Origin of the sequence: Streptomyces sp. NPDC058240 (genome assembly GCF_042882135.1) — a bacterium.
GTDB lineage: Bacteria > Actinomycetota > Actinomycetes > Streptomycetales > Streptomycetaceae > Streptomyces.
In genome coordinates this window covers 1-1,952 of record NZ_JBHVWT010000146.1, presented here as the reverse complement: position 1 = coordinate 1,952, position 1,952 = coordinate 1, and the positions used below count along the sequence as shown (strand labels likewise).

Sequence of the window (1,952 nt, the reverse complement as noted above, 5' to 3'; positions counted from 1 at the left end):
ATGACAATTTTGAAAACACAATTTCGTTTCTCCAGTATAACACAAAACGTGATTTTTGAAGCAAAACGGTTCCTCTTTATGGAGCCGTTTTTTTTATTTCCCGAAGGGTTATTTGTCAGAATGACAAACCGATTTCGAGCCGGCGAGAACCCATTGTCACACCACGATTTAGGGGGTGTGTATAAATGGGCACTCTCTGTGAAATTTGAAGCTTTGAAATTCCGAATGGCGCACTTATACACTCTGTCGAGTGAGTGCTAAAATGCTGAAGCATTTCCGTCAAGCGTGTGGAGGAATCTTGTAGAGAGATATAGCATAGATACCCGTATCTCTAGAGATATTTTGGTATATCCCTGCTATATCTATGGGGTATCTATGCTATATCTTTGGCTTCAAAAACGGCACCTGTTCTAAGAGCATAGAAACTCAACAGGCACAGCCTGTTTGACACCCTTTTTTTTAGGGTGGCACCGAGTTTCCTTATGCTCTTTTTCTCTGAAGCTAAACCTGTTTTATATGTCGTAGTCTTTTTATTGGGAGTGACCCCTTGCTGTACAATTTCCGGAGGTGCCGATAAGGGACGAATTTTCCCTTGTCGGTTGCCTTTGGGGATTGTAAGGGGTGGAGGCTCGGAATCAAAAGGAAACGAAATATCATTCCGAGTGTGCTTCTTTTTTCTGTTCTTGAATTCTATTATTTCCAATGTTAGAATTATGTTAACAACTTGTTAGGAGTGTGTTTGGATGGAAGAGAAAAAACAAATTGGACCTCGAATTACTGTTGAAACATTTAAAAAGCTAGAGTTATTAGCCGAACATTTTACAAAACACAATGAATTTGGAAGAGTTTCAAAAGATGCTGTAATTGAGTTTGCTATTAAGGAATTGTATAGGGACTATTTGGGAAAAGGACGCTAATTTTTGTTGAAAAACTGACTTCGGATTTGGGGTTCTTTATTATTAACTTGATTTTAATTAAACATTACAGGAAAAATTGAGGGGAAATGGATGGATAAACGCAATGGTGACGCGGTTTTCATAGCTCCAAATGATGTTGTAAAAGTGACCACTATGAATCACGTCATTGAAGTTCAGCATATGGAGAAGATGAACCGGAAAAATAATATCAAAAAATTGGACAAGGATAGGTTTGTAGACCTCTCTACTGGGGAGATCCGGGAGTTCGAGCATTCGGAAAATCGGCAGGAAAATTATAATTCTTTGAGACAAACCTTTAAGAAGCTGCGTTATTTGATAAATAACAATTTTATAGGACGGCCAAATGAATTACATATAACTTTGACATACAAGAAAAATATGACGGACACGAAAAAACTTTATAGTGATTTTCAAAATTTTATCGACAGGTTGCGTTATAAATACAAGAAAGAAAGTTCGATAGATTATTTATCGGTGGTAGAGCCACAAGGACGTGGAGCCTGGCATTGTCATGTTTTAATGCGCTTTAATGATTTGGATAAGATTTATATTAAAAATGCTGAATTAAGGAGTCTATGGGGTTTAGGATTTGTAACAATCAAGTCATTAAAGGATATAGACAACATAGGAGCCTATTTGAGCGCTTATTTGACTGATATAGACCTAGAAGATGTCCAAGACAGGGAAACAGCCTTAAAAGTGGCTTCAGAGGGCTGTGAGGTGCAAACAAAGATCGTAGAAGGTCGGGAAAAGAAATTTTTAAAAGGCGGACGGCTGCACATGTATCCTTCCGGAATGAATATGTATCGAAAATCAAAAGGGATTGTTAAGCCGGAACGGGAAGAAATGAAGTTCGGAGACATAAAAAAAGTAGTGGGTTCGGCAAAACCACACTACGAGAAAAGTTATCATGTCGAAAATGACAATTTTGAAAACACAATTTCGTTTCTCCAGTATAACACAAAACGTGATTTTTGAAGCAAAACGGTTCCTCTTTATGGAGCCGTTTTTTTT

General features: G+C 37.7%; 2 protein-coding genes. Both read left to right on the top strand.

Features of this window, described 5'->3' with window-relative positions; genetic code table 11:
* Nucleotides 1-743 precede the first annotated feature (743 nt).
* The gene (locus ACFVX4_RS42015; protein ID WP_375839303.1) at nucleotides 744-917 is read left to right on the top strand and encodes a hypothetical protein; all 174 of its coding nucleotides are present in this window, start codon (nucleotides 744-746) and stop codon (nucleotides 915-917) included.
* A 90-nt stretch (nucleotides 918-1,007) separates the two neighbouring features.
* A complete protein-coding gene (locus tag ACFVX4_RS42010) occupies nucleotides 1,008-1,916 on the top strand; it encodes a hypothetical protein (protein WP_375839305.1) in 909 nt (302 codons plus the stop codon).
* Nucleotides 1,917-1,952 lie beyond the last annotated feature (36 nt).